We start from the raw sequence: 19,241 nt of genomic DNA, 5'->3' as shown, positions 1-19,241 counted from the left end.
TTTTATAAGTAATCAATGTCAGATAAAATAATGCCGCATACGATAATTCATCAAATAATGCCTGCTATTGCTTTGCGACTGTTCTTAATTCCAAACAAGCACCCCAAAATTTATTGATGCTTAGTTAGCCGGCTTCATTAAATCATATACTGAATAGCGCTACGCTTTACGGTATTATTAGCTTTAGAGATTTTCATGATAGTTAAGAACTACAATGGCAAAGCAACAAATTGACCTACAACTTTCTATTAAACAAATAGATGCAGCTGACAATAACGCAATTAGTATAGAAGGCACCGCTCCTAAGTTATCCCCTCTTGCTGATCTAGCTTCAACTAAAATAGTGCTCGCCACAATTAATGCTAAGTATATTCACGCCAGTTTAGGTCTGCGCTATTTATATGCGAATTTAAAAGAGCTGCAAGGATGCTGTGAGATTAAAGAGTTTGTTATTCAAACTCGCCCGATAGACATTGTTGAGCAAATTCTCGAATCACAACCCACTATTGTCGGATTTGGTGTTTATATTTGGAATATTGTTGAGACCACCAATGTTGTGAGCTTATTGAAAGTTGTTGCACCTGAAATAAAAATAGTCTTAGGTGGCCCTGAAGTCAGCTACGAATCTGAGCAACAAGCTATCGTTCAATCAGCTGATTTTGTATTAACGGGCGAAGCCGATGTGAGCTTCTATCAGCTATGTAAAGACATCATCAACCAGACTGAACCACAACAGAAAGTACTTAAATCTAAGCCTGTTGAATTAAAAGACTTAGCACTCCCTTATGAATATTATACTGATGAGGATTTAAAAAATCGGTTACTGTATGTTGAAGCTTCGCGAGGTTGTCCATTTAAATGTGAGTTTTGCTTATCTTCTTTAGATACAGCCTCTAACCCATTTGAGCTTGAATTATTTTTAGAACAAATGGAAATCCTCTATCAGCGTGGAGCGCGAAATTTCAAGTTTATTGACCGCACCTTTAATTTAAATATCAATACCACTATGCAAATTATGCAATTCTTTTTAGACAAGATGAGCGATGAACTCTTTTTGCATTTCGAAGTGGTACCAGATCATTTACCAAGAAAGCTAAAAGAGTTACTTACTCAATTTCCAGAAGGGAGCTTACAATTTGAAGTCGGGATCCAAACATTTAATCCTGAAGTTCAAACCAATATCAGTCGTAAACAAAATAATCCAAAATCTAAAGAGAACTTAATGTGGCTAAAAGATAACACCCATGCTCACATTCATGCAGACTTAATTTTTGGCTTACCAGGTGAGACATTCGATACCTTTAGAGATAGTTTTAATGAGTTATACGAGTGCCGCCCACACGAAATTCAGCTGGGAATTTTAAAACGTTTGAAAGGAAGCCCGATCATTCGCCATACCGAAAATTTCGACTTACGTTTTAACCCATTACCCCCTTTTAATATATTGAGTACCGACCGCGTGGACTTTGCCACGATGCAATTAGTGAATCGTTTTGCTAGATACTGGGATATGATAGGAAACTCAGGCCGATTTAAGCATTCCTTAACCACTATTTTATCTCACAATCCGTTTGATGAATTCTTAGCAATCACAAACTGGTTGTTTGAAAAAACAGGCCAAACTCATCAAATTAACCTCAAGCGACTTTATGAATTGGTTTCTCAGGCTATCGAAGCTTTATTTCCTGACAAGCATCAAGCCGTAATAGATGCATTAGCACTCGATTTTGCCGCATCAAAACTCAAAGGCCAGTTTGATAACCTAGCCCTTTACTCAAAAGAGCAAACAGCCGTTGTAACACAGAACAAGCTAATGCAACGTCAGCAACGCCATCTTCAATAATCCTAGAACCAAAAAAAGCTCAAGTAACAATATCACTTGAGCTTTTTTGTCCGAGTAACATGTTTTAGTTAAACCACTTTACGAGAACTGGTCACCGTCAATTTGCTGCCACCCGCGATATCAACATTTTCGTAGGCAAAACGCATTTCACCTGTGCGTCTTTCAATAGGCTGAGGTAAGTGTGATGATTTTGGAAAAGCGCTCACTAACTGCTTTCTAAAACGGTAAATCTGAATATTAACATGCCCTTCATTTTGACCTAACATCTTGCATAGTAAATCTTTATCTAACCAACCTTGCTCAGCTTCAATGACCCCAGCTTCTTTATCTTCTAGTCGTTTCCTAGCAAGTAAGAGCAGTAAGTAATGATGATTTCGCTGTCCTAGATCATATTCATAACCGTCAAGAATAAAGCGTAATGATACATGCTCTTCATTTTGGCTGACGTCAAAAAAGATCCCCAATTGAGATGATTTTGGTAATTCAACTGACTCAATACGGCATGTTTCATCGCTCGCTTTGGCTTCGATAAATCGCCACTTTTCATCTGACGTACCGACCAAATCGCCTGTCGCCAAAACAGATATTCCTGATGGGCTTTCACATACCCAATGACCATTCGGTGATAGATATAAAGTAATTTCAGGGTTTTCTTCATCGGGCAGTACAGCTAACGACTCTAACTCAATCAATTTAAGCCCAGTAGTAATCGGCACTAACAAGCTTTTCGGAGGACAATCGCTTTCTACTTTCCAGCTGTCTGCATCCAAAGAGGCAAATTGAATCACATCATCAACATGAATGCGCTGTTTCGTACCTCGCTGAATGAGCTTACCATTAACATAACTGCCATTTGTACTCGAGTCTTGCAATAACCAATCTTCACCATCCCAAAAAATCGATGCGTGAGTACGTGATGCCTCAGGCATGACCAGCACTGTATGGGAGGTTGTCGGATGACGTCCAAAAATATGTTGTGTAAGTAAAGTCACACGTTCTGAAGTCGTTTGATTAGTAATGCGAGCCATGTGAGTTCCTTCTTAAATGCACGAAAATCCAATGATAGATTGCTTTGCTTTACTTGTATATTACCTATTATTACAAAATTATTAACAAGTACTTTTAAATTAATAAGTTAGCTAAGAAAAATCTGCGAGTTCAAAACCATTTTTTCCATTTTCTTTAGCTCGATATAAAGCTAAGTCAGCGCGTTCAAACAAAGTACTAATTTCATCTCCTTTTTGATAAGAAGCACACCCTAAGCTACAGGTCACTTTAAATTGAGCTAATAAACGCTCTTCAAGCACCGCACTTCTTATCCTATTTGCGATATCAGGAATACTTTGCTGGTTAGTTTGATTTAACAAAAGAGTAAACTCATCGCCGCCAAAACGAAACACGCCATCGTTGTCTCTGCTGCAGCGCTTTAAGACTTTGGCAAATGACATCAAGACTAAATCGCCCATTTGATGGCCAAATTTATCATTAACCCATTTAAAGTTGTCTAAATCAATAACCATCATTGCAAAGCTATTCGATTTATTTTGGTTGCTATGCACCATAGCTTTGAAAGACTTATCAAACTGATTTCGATTTGCCAAACCTGTTAAGCTATCAATTAAAGCCAATTTTTTCATGGCTTGATAGGCTAATGAGTTTTTTAAAGGATAAGCTAAAGCATTAATTAGAATAGTTAATACTTTTTTTTGGGCTCCGGATAGCTCTTGTTCAAATTCGATTTCGAGCGCTCCGAGCTCTTGGCCTTCGATAAGGATTTTATCAGTGACACACTCAACGCCATTTTCAAAAATAGCTGATGAAAACATCCCTCCAGGATGTGTAAATGTTAGTCCACAAATTGGGAGACAATACCTGACATGCTGATGGAAAATAGCCAATAGCTCATCCGGTTTCATCGTTGTTTGCAAATCGCTCAGTAACGTAACCGCTGAGCGTTCGGCACTACTTTGTTTAACCACAGAATTGAGAAAGAGAGGGTGTTTACGTGCCAAACTAAAGAATTTGTAGGGTAGCCAAGTATTTGCCGTCATAATCTTTCTCTAAATTATGCAGACCCTTAAAAGCACCTGCGAAACTTATTATTATTTGCTTATGACGGTGATACTACTGTTTATGAATGTGCAATAAAATTACAGCTTATTACAAACTTAGCAGCCGTAATTACGTGTCAATGTCAGTCTTTTTTCCAATTCGCATCATAGAAGTTAAAACTCATATCGCCATTATTATGACCCCAAATCACCTTCTTTTGCGTACCTTGCTGTTTATACCCTATCGCAATCGCCCCTTTAGCATGGCAATTCATACAAGAAGAACTTTGGTAATACGTACGATTGTCGATCTTCACATTACCAAGTTGAAGAAAAGTTTCTATCACTTCGTTGGTCAAAAAGACAGGATAAGGGCCATACCCTGAATAATTAACGATTTTTCCAGGTGATTGAGTCTGCTCTGCCGACGAAAAATCAGTGGTAAACTGCGTACCAACCAATTGATAAAACTGTAAAACAGAACCTTGCTCTGCTAGCTTCGCCTGCACTTGTTGGTTAATTTTTTGCGTAATAGGCATAATGGGATCCATCAATTTAACCTGTGTTTTACTCTTCCCGCCATTTGCAATATTCACCGCACACTCAGGGCATTGACGATTGAAAAACGACGGTGAATGACCACTTGACGGCTCAGTGGTTAAATTATCGACTTGAGTAAATGTCGAAAAGACCCATTTTGGTGACGAAGTCGTTTTTTGTGCGAGATGAAATCCCACAACCCCGAGCTTTTTTTGCACCACTTGACTGACATTGTTTTGAATTATTTTCACATCAGCATCCACACTGATATATCGGCTAATATCATCAGTCTCAGTAAGCACTTTCCACGCTATTTTTAACTCAACAGGCCCACTGGGATCATTGTTATCAATATCACGCATATTGGTCGCAGGCGTACAGGGAATTGAAGGGGCGCCAGAGGCATTTGGATCACGGTTGCATAATAGAAAACTCCCCTGTGCAAACGATACTGAGCCATGGCTATTAGCATAGGCTATTTGACCATCTAAATTATACAGCTCATTGGTTTTAATGAAGTTAAAGGCCACTGGATTAATGTATTTCTGGTAATAAACCGGGTTATTCTTTTGATCGATTAACACCCCTTCATTCGAGGAATTAATTTGGTGGTCAACGACCTGATGAATACTCGACACAGCTGGATTAAATTGCCTATTTTTGGTAAATGACCACTCTTTGGGTGTAGCTCCATCCTCTAAAAAGAGACTTTCTGTCGTTCTCCAATTTATCCAAACAGGTGTTTGTGTAGATTTCAGATTCTCATTAGTGATTGTGAATTGATTATCAACGGCTCGATTAACGGCAATAAACGCCGCCCAAGAAAAAATATTGTATTGCCAGGCTAAATAATCTAGCTGCTGCTCTCTTTTTATTAAAAGCTTAGGTGACTGCTCTGCTTGTGCAATGCTTACAACTGGCTTTATACCTTGACACAAATTACGATTGTAAGCCTCTGGAGGGTAATACTTAATCGAAACTAACTCTTCTGGAATGGTTGCTGGTAGCGGTTGCTCATAGGGGCAAGTGGTGGTTTCTAACCAAGGCGGGTAAAGACCGACTTGATTTGCAGCAGAAACGACGCTCGAACTGAGCATAAATAAAAAGAGAAAGGATTTTGTCATATTGATTCTTATAATTTGAAAAAATGAGTCGGCATCAGTTGGTGGTAATAATACACTTTAAGTAGCGGTTTATGACCGTATTCAAGTGTCGCCTTAAAATATAACGCAGCCTCATCAAGTTGTTTATTTTTATACCAAGCACGAGCTTTAAACAAACACTCGGGCTCAATATCAAAAAATTGTGCCAGTTGATCTGTGAAAGGCTCTGTTAAATAATGAGTCTGATCACTCAACCAGGGAAACTCTATTTCTATTCTCGGGGTAAGCTCTGCTTGAAATGACACGCTCACTTGAACTTCACTGACCCACTTTTCGAAATAACGATAAAAAAGTGTTAATTGCTGAAAATCTCCGGGCCAATGCAGTGAATCCAACAAATTAAAAAGTGCAGCTTGTGTTAATTTATAAGTAAATTTAAAGCGCAACTGAGCACGTGCAAACGTAATTCCTAAATGCTTGAGGTTATGTAATTCTCCCGCATTACAAACTTTAGACACTATGTATTGATACTGCTTGTCCACACTCTGATATACATCCTTAATCACTCGCTTGATTGAATTTTCATCATTAAAAGCTGGATGCTGCGTACTCAAGCAAAATGAAGGTAAAACCGGATACCCGCTCTCTTCCCAGTCAAAACTGAGCCAATATAACTTAACTGGCCAATATATATCACCTGTCTTGAGCTTTTTTATTAACAAAGTAAACCACTTAGCTCGTTCACTTTGTTCCTGTAATAATAGGTATTGCAGGAGTGCATTTAAATTGTTATCACTGGTTTTAAATCCAAGTAACACATCAAATGTCTCGCTATTTTTAACCTGAGTCTCGTAGCAGATGACTTTGGCTGTCCCAAGTTTAAGTGCTAAAAGTTGATCAACATGAGTTGAATATTGGTGAGAGAGTAAAGTAGGAAATTGGCGGTAAAGTTGTGCGTGTATACACGCTAATTCATTAGGCATGACTTAATCCTAAATGGCCTATGATACGTATCATAGGCCTTACATTAATTACCAACAGGTCGGTATTATATTTTCTACTTCACCACGAAGTGCAGCACAATAGTTTGCCCAATTAGCATCATTGACGCCTTGCTCTGCAAAACTTTTTACGACCGCTTTTTCTTCATTATCAAGTTCAAACAGAGCCATTGCTTGGTTTAAGTCATTGATAGCAAGCTTTTTCACTTCATCATTATTGTTGACATTATACGTAAATGATAACAAACCTTTTGGATAATTATTTTCACTCATTTTACTACTCCTTTTTATAAATTAACTTTTAACGTTTCTAATAAATTTTTGGTATACATTAATTGCGTGTCATTTTGATGATTACTCACTAAATCACAGCATTGTTGGGCAATCTCATTGCGGCCGACCGATAAAGCATGATGACCCATTACAATGAAGTAGAGGCCTCGATGTAAAAAATAGGCTGGAAATTTCGCTAAATTTTGCTCATAAACAGTTAAATCCCAACAACCGACAACCGGGTACTCAAGCACATACTGATGCATCGTGTTATAACTTAACCAAAACGGATTATTCACTTTTTTAGCCAACATTAAACCTTGTGTATTAACTAATTGTGCGTCTGTTAATAGTCGAGTTTTGTTTTGTACCGTCGGGAATTGTAATAGACTCAACCAATTGAGCAAACCACACACAGCTGACGACAGCTCATCGAGGTTAATCTGCGAAGTCTCTTGCTCTAAAGCTGCGATATACTGCTCAGCTTGCAAAGTCTTCCCCATTAAAATATTTGCCCCCGCTACAAATGCTTTAGAGGTTAAAGTCGGGACCGTGCCAAAGTTTTCCACACAAAATTGCGAATCAATCGGGGCAAGATTGAGCAACAATTCAAATTCATCATAATACTGTTGGGTTAATGCAAACTCACCTAAACAAAAACTTGTTTGTATCAACATTTCATAAATAATTAATTGAATCGAGATGGCGTACGTAGCTTTACGCTTATACAAGGCCAAGTTAATATCATGCGCCGTGACGATATTACCCTTTGCATACTCCATTAACCAATTACCTCTTATTACAGAGAATGATTTGAGTAAATCAACTTGCGTAGCTTGCTGTTCTTGGGAGTTGAGTAGGTGATTGGCTTTTTCTGATTGCCAGCCCTCTAAGGCAACAAGACAAGCCGCAACGGCATTGCGGATCTCATCTTCTGGGTAGGCATGTTCGGCACTTACAGAGTTATTAAGCTTCAAAGCCCGCTGATACTGCATGAGCGCATCATGGTATAAATACCGCTTAATGGCATCTTCTGCTGTATTGAGCGCATATTTTATCGCTAAAGGATAATCTTGAGCGAGCTCAAAGTGCTGAGAAATGTGTGCGCTTTCAGACTTTGTACTTTCCAAACTTTGATAAGCTCGCGCAAGTCGAGCGTGGACGTTAATCTTATGGCTAGATTGAATGCTTTCATAGGCCGCGTCACGCACGAGTGCATGTTTAAAAATGTAACTATCCCCTTCGACTTTCCGGTGCTGAATGATTAAATCAGCAGCAAGTAACTCATTGAGATCCGTTTGCGTTTGCTCCTCGCTGTGTACAGATGCCGCTTGTAACAATTGATAATCAAACTCACGCCCAATAGCCGCCGCTAGCTGAGCGGTTTCCTTCGCATAGACCAGAGAATCTAACTTTTGCTGCAATGAGTCCCTTAACGTACTTGGGACGTGATCCAGTTTATCAGGACTCACAAAATCAATAATACCATTGAGCTTATGCACTAAATGATTCTTTCTCAGCATATCCACTAATTCTTCAATAAATAAGGGAATACCATCCGTGCGGTTTATCAATAAGTCAGTCACATTAGGAGCCACTACATCATGATCAAATAAACTATGAATGAATAAACGTGTCGTCTGCGGAGAGAGTTGCGTCAAGTGTAAAGAAGAGTACGAACTAAGCGCCAATTTTTTATCAAGATCATTACGAGAGGTGGTCACAATTAAACATTTGCGAACATCTGCATTTTTCACTAAATACACAATAAAATCGCGGCTAATGGGATCAATCCAGTGTAAATCCTCAACAATAATCACTTGTTTCAATTCACTGTCCAGATCACAGAGAAGCAGCTGCGCAAGCACGGCAAACATGGCCATTTTTTGCTGCTCAATATTGAGCTTGGGCTCAGACAAGCCATCGGGTAATGGCAAGTTCAACCAAGCAAGCAAAGTGGCGATTCCCTCTTCGAAAGCTTTCATATCTCCCGAGATACATAACGCTTGTTCATATAAAAGCTTCGCCGCTTCTTCATCGGCAATATTTAAAAGAGAATATTTATACTGGACTAAATTTAGGATAGGAAACAAGGCATTATTTTGCTGTTCGGGTAAACATTGAGCGATAAACTGCGGATGAGCCACTGCGCTATCACGAAACTCAAACACTAAACGAGATTTACCAATCCCTGCTTCACCATAAATATGCAACCACTTTTCATTGTTCTGGAGGGCATTTTGCTGATCGGATTTAGTTTCTAATACCTGTTTTAACCGGTCTAACTGCGCAGCCCGCCCGAAGAACCCGTGATTACGTCGATGCCCACGTAAAAAACCAAATGCCTCAGCCTGCCGCTCGGCAGTTAATGCATAAGTTAATTCGGGCTCATTGCTGATCCCTAATCTACAGCGCTGTCTTGGTAAAAACTCTAAATAGCAATTTAATACCTGTTGCGACGAGTGCGAGCAGAGGATCTGTTCTGCTTGGGCGGCTGACGCTAATTCCAACGCGATATTGGCTGTTTCACCTTCAGGGCTTGCATCTGCATAACAGGTGACAAGACCTGTATTCAAACCGATTTGTGCTTTGGCTTCGATTTTTTGGCTAGTCCGTAATAACGAGCTTCTTTTTTGCAATAAACTCGAGATATCTAACGCTGCACGAGCAGCGAGTCGAGAGTCATTGTCACTGACAACAGGGTAACCAAAATAGAACAAAACGTGATGCCCTAAGCTCCCAACATGATGCGCACCATAACGAATTGCGATATCGATACATTGATTTTTTAAGTCATGATGGATGGCTTCAATCACTTCTGTATCACATTGCTCACCAAGCACTTTCTTGAGCCCGATCCGCAACGCCAGTGCGGTGATTTGTTTACGCTCAGTTTGCCCAGTATGAGTGAATACTTGATTATTAATCAGCGTATTATCCGATACTGTCGTATCGGTATACTCATAATTTTTCGTATCTGGGCGAGATAAATCGCCCACTAGGTTAGCAAAATTAAGTTGACTGACCTCAGTGTACAGTTCTTGGGCTGTCACTGTGCGTTCGTGCGCTTTTTTTTGTAATGCACGACGTAAAATGGCCGCAATTGGATGACCCACAATTGCTGCAGACAAAGGAACATTACTTTGGCTTAGTTGCTTATGAAAAATAGATGCAATACTGGAACCCGCCATGGCAGGTTGAGCCGTTAAACACTCGATAAAAACTAATGCCCAGACATAAATATCTGTTTTAATTGTAGGTGGCTCGCCTCGTAACTGCTCGGGGGCACTATAAGAAGGCGTGCCGAGTGTTTCTTGAGTCAGTGTAATACTTTTGTATTCGCCATGTTGAACTTCATTTATTAGCGTGCCGATCCCAAAGTCGAGGACCTTAACGTGTGTTTTAGCCCCCGTTTGCGTCAACATTATATTCGCTGGTTTAATATCTCGATGAATAACACCAAGTTGATGCGCATGCGCTAAAGCATCGAGTACTTGAATCATGATTTCGGCGGCTTCAACCGGTTTGAGTGCGCCCGATTGTGCAATAACTTGCTTTAATGTCAGCCCTTTTACGTATTCAAATACCGCATAGAGTAGGCGTTCGTTGCAACGACCTTTATCGAGTAAACGGACTATATTAGGATGTTGCAGCTTACTGACTAACAATGTTTCTCTTTCAAAGCGATCAACATATCGCTGCTTTTTATTCGCATCAAAATCTGAGTTTACATGCAAAAATTTAATCGCAACTTCTTGACCTGTTTTCAGCAAAATAGCCCGATAAACGGAGGCGAATCCACCTTCGCCTATTTTTTCGATTAACTGATAGGTATCTGACTGGAAGTGCTGAGTAATGAGATCTAAGTCAGAATTAATGTGTTCCATCTGCAGCTCGTGCTTATAAGTCAATTTTGCAATGAAAAAATACTACTTTAGTGTTCCTGTATTATCAATAAAATCAGTTCAGACACCATAAACAAGTGGATTAACTGCTGAATAAACACTCTAAATTAACACTTTAGGCTGAGGTGAACTAACTTTGTGATTCTCCGCTAACGACTAAGCGAATTTCGGTATGCTTTTCAACACGTTTACTATCTGGATTAAACAGTTCAAAAACAATTTTTGCATGACCCGCTTTTTTCATCACAAAACACCATTGCTTTACGCAGAATTCACCCACAGCCCGGATTGGCGGCTGAAAAATTGTAACTTGCTTTAATTCATAGACTTGACTGTTATCTGAAGCGATTCGCCAATGCTTGAGCTTTGAAGGGTTACATTCTTTTAAAAAAAACGCCTGCTCACCCACTGTCAGTTGGTTTTCGAAGAAATTATTTAATAAGTGCTGGGTAGATTCGATCATGCTAATTAAATTCTGTAATAAGTTGAATTTGATCAAGCTCTAAAACTTAATCGTTAGCATATCCCTATGAAGTCGCTTTATTCCTAACCTTTCATCATAGAGCTTAATTATTGTTTGACCATTACACGTTATTACAAGGCGCCCTGCCCGATTTGAATGTTAAATGTAGGCGATTAAAAAGCCTTCTCTGCTACTGCGAACAGAGAAGGCTAAATTTAATTCAACAAATTATGACTAACGACAACCTGCAGTATCAAAATCAACCACGATTGCAGCACCTTGTGGTGCACCCGATACTTTAATATATCCCCAGTAATTGCTCTGCGTTTGTAATGAAATACACTCGCTGTTACCAACATTGTAAGAGGCACCATGATGGTTTGAACCATTTGGCCAACCAGCATTACTATACTCTATAGTGAGATCGCCTGATCCATTAGCGGTAGTAATCGACATGCTACTATGTGCATTCACATCCGCAATACTTAACCACATTGGTTCTTGCTGACCCAGACAAACAACTTGACCCGCTTCTAATCGACCACTTGTGATTGGAGCTTGAGTCGCACACACATTAGGTAAACTATTGTTTTTAGGTGTTTCAAAACTAGCGGTCAAGGTCGTTTGATAAGCGTTATAACCACGAACCATCACATGATAAAGGCCCGCTTGAGCATTAGCGATGGTACAGGTTTCATTATTGCCACCGATGTAAGGGCGACAATCATACACATCTTGGGTCGCTTGCTCGCCAAATTTCACGTATAAATCCGCATCACCTGACCCACCCGCTATTTTAAAGCTTAGCTCAGAAGCCCCCGCTGGAACTTGAAGCGTATACGCTGTTTGCGAGTCTTGCGCACCTGAAATACTCAACGGTTGTTTATTTACTAACGCATTGCCAACAGGAGGCTCGATGATGTCACCGCGTATTGTAGCTTGTGCCGTGGCGGTTGAAACCGCACCTTGATTATCAGTCACCGTCAATGACACAGTATAATCACCAGCGGCACTATAACTGTGGTTTGGTTGAGGCAAAGAGCTAGTCGAATTATCCCCAAAATCCCATAAATAAGTGCTTATACTGCCATCTTGATCATAAGAAGCAGTCGCATCAAACACAATACTGATATTTTTATCAGCAGAATATGGACCATTTAAAACCGCAACAGGGGCTATGTTTTCCACGGGTGGGTTAGTCACATTCGTCAGCGATTGTGTCCATGTAGTAAATTCATTGCCATAGTTAGTCGCCCATGTATTCACACGTGCTTTATAAGCAGCCCAATCCCCTTTACGAGTATCTACAAGCATTAAATTGACTTCATCACGATGCTTTTCAAACATAAACCGAACCGCTAAGTAACCCCAGCGATATATGCGGTCTTGATCAAAGCCATCGTATGTAGTTTCAAACACAGTTGCTAATGAATACGTTGAGCCATCGTTAATAGTGTCGATAGCTGCCTGATTATCATTTTGATTGGCAACATATTCAGCAACACCTTCAGTCCACCAAACCGTACGCTCAGTTGGGTTGTTAAAATCACCATATAAATCAAAACGTCCATCAAGGTAATGCACATATTCATGTTCAAGATTCCAAACATAGTGATCTGGATTGGCATAACTTGCTTCATAAGCCACAAAGTTCGGAACATTATCAATATCAGCAGGATTCCCCTCTAAGTACATCCCACCATTATTAGTATCAATTCCAAAGATAGCACCGCCGTATTTACCGTAATCATCACTAGAATCAAAAATATTGACCTGTAATTGACTATTGTTGTCATCTGGGACTGGGGTATTGTTGGTTTGTAACTGGGTATGGAAAAAGCTTTCTTCGTAGGCCATCTTGTCACACGCTGCTGTTAATTGAACAGCTGACATCTGTTGAGCTCTAATACGAATTGTTGCACTACATTGATGATTTTGTGGGAACACTTTTGCGATTAATTGCTCCCCGTAACCGCAAATATTAAATTCACTGCAGTTGGCATAATACGTCGCGGTATCAGCCGCCCCTAGCCAAACAACATCGCCATAACCAAACATTTCATAAGTGGAAAAAATCTGTTTTAGTGCGGTATCAACATCGGCTTGAATAGCAGTACCCGAATAAGACTTTAAACGACCGAGTTCACGTGCTGCGTTAGCCACCATGAATTCTGCTTCAGTACCTAACATATAGTTACTCATTGCAAAGTCTTTTAAAATCGACACTAACTGACGATCATTACCCACATTTGCAACAAAGCTATTATTCCATTGGCCACGGAAAATTAACGTAAAGAAACCATTCACAGCATTTCGCATATTCCAACCAGCCGCATAACTTTCATTCCACCGACTTAACCAAGTTTTAGCGACTGAGATGTACACATCCTGTTGTTCTGAACTATCCATTGTGGTGATCACTTCACCCATGGTTTTCGCATGACCTTCGTTATTGTCATAAAAATGGCTGTTGTTTACAAACGCATCGATCGCCCCCTTTACAGCAGGTTTAACCCAAGTCGCGAAACTGACTGAATCATTATAAAATTCAACAAAGTAACCGGCACGCAAATATAAAAATAGCGCTTCAAGATCAACATCACCGCCACCATTATAGTTTTGCGCTAACGACTTGGCGTGATTAGCCACGGCGTGCATATGATTCGAAGTAAAGGCACTTGCTTGTACATTTGAAGAGGCACTAAATAAGTCATTAACACAGCTCGCACCTTGAGATTTAATACTGTTGATTAAACTCGTGCTATTAGTGGTAATGAAGGCATCCAAGTTACAAGTTTCTGCCATCAGCTGATCAGCTGCAATTTGAATATTTAAATCGTGCAATCGATGAGAATACTCTTTAGGGTTTTCACGTGTAACAGATTGTGCAGTAGGCACATTTAATTGGCTTTTTTTCTCTATCCCGTGATGGTGGTTTTTCTGCGCCGGAACGTGTGGAGCCGAGCTTGCCATAACAGTTTTAGCGCATAACGCTGCCGATATTGCGATGACTAATTTAGTTGTTTTCATAGTTATCTTCTTTCTAGTTGTGTGAGATTAAACACCTGCCATCTCTGCTCAAAAATAATACAGAACAACAAGGTGCAACGACTTTTTAACAAATGAACAACCAAATAGCAAGATATTGTATACAATATATTCATATTAATTAGGGACAAACAACCCGAAATAATCATAACCCATTGAATAAACTAATTTAAATAAAAACTCTATAATAATGCATTATTAAAGAAGACGCGCAGGATGTAACTGATAGGTTAACAACAATGAGAGACCGCCATAAAAAAACAATTATTTTATTCTAAAACAATCGTTTCAAAAATACGGAGTATTTATACGAGCATTGCCGGTTTGAACGCCTGTATTTGGTTTCTACCTTGCTCTTTGGCGAAATAAAGCGCAATGTCAGCGCGATGAATAAGCAGCTCAATTTGACTATCATTATCTAAAAGCGTTGTCATACCCACACTTGCAGACACGGATAACTTAGATAATTCAGGGCCTAAAAATTGAATACTCTCAATCGTCTGACGAATCAATTCCATTTTCTCAATGGCAACTTGTTCACTCACGTTGTTGAGTACAATTAAAAACTCTTCTCCACCTAAACGGCCAATAAAATCAGGAGAACTCAAACGTTGCTGACACACCTTAGCCACTTCAACTAGCACTGTATCACCGACTAAATGTCCATATTTATCATTAATTTTTTTAAAATAATCAATATCGAGCATACCTATCACTAAAGGTTTTGAGGTTTTTTTAGCGCTTGCGATATGCTTTTTCAATCGGCTAAGCGCACAGCGACGATTCGGAATTTGCGTCAATTCATCCGTGGTCGCTTGCAAGTGATGTTTTTTCGCAATCTGACGCACATAAAAAATCAAAACAATAAGTACTATCATACAAATACTAACAATCGAGCTCAGCCAAATAAGCCACTGGTTTTTCTCAGATATTTCATCCAAAAATGTTTGCTTTAATTCATTTTCAAGTCGCAGTTTTTGATTTTCTGCTTCTTGTATTTGCGTTTCCATTAGTGCGCGGCTTTGCTCTGCGGTTTTTGCTGCTGTATCACTGTATTTTTTTACGACTGCATCAATGGCTTTAAGAAATAACGCCATGCTCTGTGCATACTCTTTTTTATGATGCATAACGACAGCTTCTAATTCTAAAAGATACCCATCAACACGCAGCTTGTCAGAGCTGGCTAAAGCTTTAGCTTGTGATAAATGCATCTGCGCTTGCTCAATTTTTCCTAAGTGAAGTAATGGGTAAATTGAGTCTGCATAAGCTGCAAATACATAATCTCTGACGTCTTCTTGTTGAGCTAAAATGAGTGACTGTGAAAACCAATCGACGGCTTTTTCATAATCATGTTGTGAATGTGCCACTCGGCCCAGTAGAGTCAAAATTAAAACTTCGACATAGCGGTTTTGTTCTTTATTCGCTTGTCCTAAGGCGCGACCAGCATAGTCTAACGTGGCCTCTAATTGTTCTAATCCAAAGTAGTTATATGCAATATTGGCATAGATAACTGCGTGATTCACACCTAACTGCTTTTTATAGGCTAATGCTTTTTTAAATGCCTCTAACGCTTCATCTATATGACCGTATTCCGCCAATGCTAATCCCCGGCTATTTTCAAATGATGACCAAAAATCATTATTATCAATCTCCATCGCAAATTGGTGAGCCAAACTAAAATACTCCCACCCCTCTTCATTGCGCAATATTCTTAAAGCGCTATTCGCTGCATCGAGCAATAAATAACCATACGCTGTCAATTTTGTATTTTCGGGAGCCTGCCTAAGCAGCTCTTTGACTTGGTGATAATAGGCAAGCTCATCATTTTCAAATGAACGCATAAAAAACAACTGGCTTTTTAAAGAAAAAGCCAGTTGTTCATCGTCCACTTGCGGCAATAACGCATTCAATTGTGCAATTAAATTTGGGTAAGCTTGTGAGTTGTGTGCATTTAATGCGATGGCACTCTCAATAATAGCGAGCTTGGCTCTGAGTGTAACTGACGGTTTATGCGGAAAGTTTTTCTTTAATTGTTGATACTCATCAAAAAATAGTGAACTCGAAAAATCACTTTTTTCTATCAAGCGATCCAATTGTTGAGATGTGGTTACATGCCCCGGATCACCATAAACGGACAGCGTTAAAATAAAGGTGATAATGCACAGTAGATAGTTCAAAAGCTGCGTATCCTAAAAGTGGGCGGATCCTTTCGCATTCTAATCAAATACAGTATAGCGGCTAATTTCATCGACAATAGATTGACCCTATTGATTCACACATTGATAATCAAATGCATACTACTCAAATGAGATACTCGATGAAAAAGCTAAGTATATTAGTTGCAATCACCGCACTGGCGTTAGCTGGATGCGAGCAGCAAGAAGAAATAAAAAGTGAAGCCAAAGAAGTTAAACAAGAGGTCACACAAGCATTATCAGCGGCATGGAACGATGTCAAAGCCAATGCTCTAGAGCTTAAAGATGACTCTTTAACAGATTTACTCAATGAAAGTGAAGCGTTAACCAAAGCGCTAGCTGCAGAAGGTCAAATGCTAAGTAAAGATTTATTAGCTGAAAGTAAAACACTAATTGAGCAAAGCAAAACCCTTGCTAAGGATAGTTGGTTAGAAGGTAAAGAAAATGCCAGTGAGCTATCTGATGAAGCTCACAAAACAATCGACGAGTTAGCACAAAAAATTAAAGCTCACCGCAAGGCAATCGAGCAATCTAACTAACCTGAGCTGCACATAAGAAATGGAACTAAATGCCCTTGCGGTGATCAGATTTTTCGACCAAGAAACATAAGATTACCGAGGCAAGGGCATGAATAACTTAGATGCAATTTACGTAGATGTCGATGATTTTTGTTTATTGTTTGAACCTCAATGGCTTAAACACCTAATAGAATCAGGTGAAAAGCAACGCATTAAGCCATCTCGACTATCCTCTAGCGAAGTGATGACTATATTAATTGCTTTTCATCAATCAGGTTATCGCGATTTTAAAACTTACTACACCAAATTTGTTTGTCAGTATTGGCGACATTATTTTCCTGATTTAGTCAGTTATACACGTATGTTGAAGTTACTTCAGGCCACGTTACCTGCTCTGTGCAGCTATCTGAAGCAGCGCTTTGATAAACCAACAGGCATTGCATTTATCGATTCCACTTCTCTCAAGGTGTGTCACAACATGCGTATTCCTCGTCACCAAGTTTTCGCGGGAGAAGCCAAACGAGGCAAAGGAACAATGGGCTGGTTTTATGGCTTTAAACTTCACCTCATCATGAATGATGAAGGGGGTTTATTAGCTGTAAAAGTGACAGCTGGGAATGTTGATGATAGACAGCCGGTATTAGATATGGTTGATAATGTTACAGGTAGTTTATACGCTGATAAAGGTTATGTATCTGCAAACTTAAAAGCGGAACTTGCTGAGCAAGGCATTGATTTTATTACAGGTCAACGAAGTAATATGAAACGTCAGCCAATATCATCTTGGGATAGAGCGATGTTATCAAAGCGTTTCATCATTGAAACAGTTTTCGACCAGCTGAAAAATATGGCTCAAATAGACCACACAAGGCACCGCAGCTGCATCTCATTTATGGTTAATTTAATGGCTGGATTAATTGCCTATACTTTTCAGACTAAAAAGCCGAGTATAAAAGTGACTCGGCTTTAATTCTTATGCAGATCTGAGGTTAACTAGCTTTTGTTTAAAAGCCGCCACAACCTAGTCAATAAAAAAGCCAGTGCGCTGGCTTTTTTATTGACTACAAACGATTTATTCTCATTGAAAATAATATAACTGTTGGTTTATTCCCAACGAGTGTGCTGCTCTAACAGCATCATTCGACTTTGGTCAACGAGCTTCACATCTGTCAAAAATAAGCGTTCAGGTGCGTGATGGTTGCCATTTATCGAAAAAGGAAGTGCAAATAGTCCATCATCTTTTAACCATTGTGCGACCTCTATTGTTTGCAAAAATTCAACATGCCCCGATGCAGAGTACTGCGCTAAAGTTGCTGTGACAGCATACCGACCCGGATGGAAAATAGTGATAGGAAGCGAGATGTCAGCTGATTTCACCAATAATGATGATGGTCTTCCTAGTTGAGCAGTTTTAATGACGTTTGCAAAAGGTACCTTTATACTGCGTTTTATCATCAAACCTTCTACCACTTGCTCTGTGGTCATTTCCAGTTCGTAGAACCCTCGATAAGCTCCTACATTCGCTAAATTATCTGGTAAAACAACCAGCCCTTGCTGAAATTGAGCGGCGGTTTTTTCGCCTCTTGGGCTAATCAAGTTCACCGTAGTTTGTAATGGGTCAAGATGCTTGCCTGCAATTGAGCCCTCCAGCTTCAAGCCCTGACTCTGTGCTTGAAAAGTGTTGTCAGCTGTAATCTGTAGTTGATGTGGGCTGTGCTTTTCTTTTACATGCATCAGGTAAGTTGCGTTGGCGAGTAAGCTTTGTTGGCTTTGCATTATGAGACGACCCGCCCCTAATTGTAGATTAGTCGTTAATGCAATACTGCCATCATCGAAACCTGCCAAACTCATTTCTTGCTGCGACACAGCTTGCTCAATTGCTTGATACTGCACGTTCGGCATATCAGGTTTCAACCTTAAGAAATGTGCATTTAGCGGTTCACTTTGTAATACTTCCCCATCACTAAACTGAGCTTTGGGAGCAATGCGAATAAACGCCTTGTTAGAAGTGGTATAAATAGCCACACCAGCATTGAGCTCTGCACCGGTGACTTCTTGCCAATACTCATTACTATGCAACATTTGTTCGGTGGTCGCGACCGCACTTTGCTGCTGAGGCTTAGGCCATATATAAACTACTGCTTGAGTATTGTCTGCATGAGGATCTTCGAGCATCAACGAAGAGCTCGCCGTCACTTGATAATCGTTTAGTTCATTTGCTGTAGCATCCACATTGATTGAAAAAAACGCACACACGAAGAAAGGAAGACTGATATAGAGTTTAAAATGATTCATTCTGTG

The 19,241-nt window shown here is 39.7% G+C and carries 13 protein-coding genes; 3 read left to right on the top strand and 10 right to left on the bottom strand.

Going from position 1 to position 19,241, the window contains the following annotated elements:
- Positions 1-214 precede the first annotated feature (214 nt).
- Positions 215-1,843, top strand: a complete 1,629-nt coding sequence (locus AC3KVK_RS05365) for a B12-binding domain-containing radical SAM protein (RefSeq protein ID WP_490313292.1) — start codon at positions 215-217, stop codon at positions 1,841-1,843.
- A 68-nt stretch (positions 1,844-1,911) separates the two neighbouring features.
- Here AC3KVK_RS05365 and AC3KVK_RS05360 read toward each other — a convergent pair whose 3' ends face one another.
- The 9 genes from AC3KVK_RS05360 to AC3KVK_RS05320 all read right to left on the bottom strand — a co-directional run bounded on the left by AC3KVK_RS05360 (position 1,912) and on the right by AC3KVK_RS05320 (position 16,404).
- A complete protein-coding gene (locus AC3KVK_RS05360; RefSeq protein ID WP_490313291.1) occupies positions 1,912-2,871 on the bottom strand; it encodes an FHA domain-containing protein in 960 nt (319 codons plus the stop codon).
- 111 nt (positions 2,872-2,982) lie between these two features.
- Positions 2,983-3,894 carry a GGDEF domain-containing protein gene (locus AC3KVK_RS05355; protein WP_490313290.1) on the bottom strand — a complete coding sequence of 304 codons (912 nt, stop codon included), beginning with the start codon at positions 3,892-3,894 and terminating at the stop codon, positions 2,983-2,985.
- 143 nt (positions 3,895-4,037) lie between these two features.
- On the bottom strand, positions 4,038-5,558 hold the full coding sequence (locus AC3KVK_RS05350) for a hypothetical protein (RefSeq protein WP_490313289.1): 1,521 nt from the start codon (positions 5,556-5,558) through the stop codon (positions 4,038-4,040).
- 8 nt (positions 5,559-5,566) lie between these two features.
- Positions 5,567-6,520, bottom strand: coding sequence for a hypothetical protein (locus tag AC3KVK_RS05345; protein WP_490313288.1), 954 nt, complete (start codon positions 6,518-6,520; stop codon positions 5,567-5,569).
- A gap of 48 nt (positions 6,521-6,568) precedes the next feature.
- On the bottom strand, positions 6,569-6,811 hold the full coding sequence (locus AC3KVK_RS05340; protein ID WP_086743762.1) for a hypothetical protein: 243 nt from the start codon (positions 6,809-6,811) through the stop codon (positions 6,569-6,571).
- A 14-nt stretch (positions 6,812-6,825) separates the two neighbouring features.
- Complete coding sequence (locus AC3KVK_RS05335) at positions 6,826-10,698, bottom strand: TOMM system kinase/cyclase fusion protein (protein WP_490313287.1); 3,873 nt, start codon at positions 10,696-10,698, stop codon at positions 6,826-6,828.
- Positions 10,699-10,846: 148 nt separating this feature from the next.
- A complete protein-coding gene (locus tag AC3KVK_RS05330) occupies positions 10,847-11,179 on the bottom strand; it encodes a hypothetical protein (RefSeq protein ID WP_490313286.1) in 333 nt (110 codons plus the stop codon).
- Between the two features lie 234 nt (positions 11,180-11,413).
- Positions 11,414-14,209 carry a collagenase gene (locus tag AC3KVK_RS05325; RefSeq protein WP_490313285.1) on the bottom strand — a complete coding sequence of 932 codons (2,796 nt, stop codon included), beginning with the start codon at positions 14,207-14,209 and terminating at the stop codon, positions 11,414-11,416.
- A gap of 323 nt (positions 14,210-14,532) precedes the next feature.
- Positions 14,533-16,404 (bottom strand): diguanylate cyclase, encoded by a 1,872-nt coding sequence (locus tag AC3KVK_RS05320; RefSeq protein WP_490313284.1) that lies wholly within the window; start codon positions 16,402-16,404, stop codon positions 14,533-14,535.
- A 140-nt stretch (positions 16,405-16,544) separates the two neighbouring features.
- Between AC3KVK_RS05320 and AC3KVK_RS05315 the strand changes: the two genes are divergently transcribed.
- Positions 16,545-16,961: an SPFH domain-containing protein gene (locus AC3KVK_RS05315; RefSeq protein WP_490313283.1), complete on the top strand. Its 417-nt coding sequence runs from the start codon at positions 16,545-16,547 to the stop codon at positions 16,959-16,961.
- Positions 16,962-17,049: 88 nt separating this feature from the next.
- Positions 17,050-17,910, top strand: coding sequence for an IS982 family transposase (locus AC3KVK_RS05310; RefSeq protein WP_248532008.1), 861 nt, complete (start codon positions 17,050-17,052; stop codon positions 17,908-17,910).
- A gap of 134 nt (positions 17,911-18,044) precedes the next feature.
- On the opposite strand, the gene AC3KVK_RS05305 is transcribed toward AC3KVK_RS05310, so the two are convergent.
- Positions 18,045-19,235, bottom strand: a complete 1,191-nt coding sequence (locus AC3KVK_RS05305; RefSeq protein WP_490313752.1) for a DUF4785 domain-containing protein — start codon at positions 19,233-19,235, stop codon at positions 18,045-18,047.
- Between the last annotated feature and the right edge of the window lie 6 nt (positions 19,236-19,241).

The sequence above is a fragment of the Pseudoalteromonas sp. J2K-J979 genome (assembly GCF_058169715.2).
The sequence above is the reverse complement of the archived record's forward strand: the minus strand, read 5'-3'. Positions and strand labels throughout refer to the sequence as shown.